The sequence below is a fragment of the Pseudomonas sp. EA_65y_Pfl1_P113 genome, assembly GCF_963970525.1.
Classification (GTDB): domain Bacteria; phylum Pseudomonadota; class Gammaproteobacteria; order Pseudomonadales; family Pseudomonadaceae; genus Aquipseudomonas; species Aquipseudomonas tritici.
This window is the reverse complement of the sequence record NZ_CAXAQM010000683.1, coordinates 1-432: the sequence shown is the minus strand read 5'-3', so window position 1 is coordinate 432 and position 432 is coordinate 1. Positions and strand designations below refer to the sequence as shown.

Sequence of the window (432 nt, the reverse complement as noted above, 5' to 3'; positions counted from 1 at the left end):
CGCACGGTCCCGCTGCCAGGGCCAGCACCCCTCGATCTCGAGCGCCAGCGTCCAGCTCAGAAAGGTCCGGACCAGAACGAGGCCGCCCAGCAGGCCGAGACTGGTGAAGGTGAGCTCGATGGCGATCGTCTTGACGATGTTGACGTTGCCCCCTTGGCTTGATCCAGTGTGAAGTAGACTCTGGCCCCACGACAAGGACCAGAGATGAAGCGCAACAGGTTCACCGAAGACCAGATCATCGGAATATTGAAGGAACAGGAGGCCGGGGTTGCGGTCGCCGATCTGTGCCGCAAGCATGGCGTGAGCAACGCCAGCATCTACAAATGGAAGGCCAAGTATGGCGGCATGGACGTCAGCGAGGCGAAGCGGCTGAAGGCGCTCGAGGACGAGAACGGCCGGCTCAAGAAGCTTCTGGCCGATGCGATGCTGGAC

2 protein-coding genes are annotated in these 432 nt (G+C 61.6%); one reads left to right on the top strand and one right to left on the bottom strand.

Annotation, left to right across the window (positions count from 1 at the left end; genetic code table 11):
• On the bottom strand, positions 1–297 hold a 297-nt coding region (locus tag AACY52_RS32530; RefSeq protein WP_370468094.1), incomplete at its 3' end, for a DUF1622 domain-containing protein.
• Here AACY52_RS32530 and AACY52_RS31710 point away from each other — a divergent pair.
• Positions 205–432 (top strand): transposase (locus AACY52_RS31710; protein ID WP_339561612.1); only part of this gene is annotated, 228 nt, incomplete at its 3' end. The two genes, AACY52_RS32530 and AACY52_RS31710, sit on opposite strands and share 93 nt — an antisense overlap.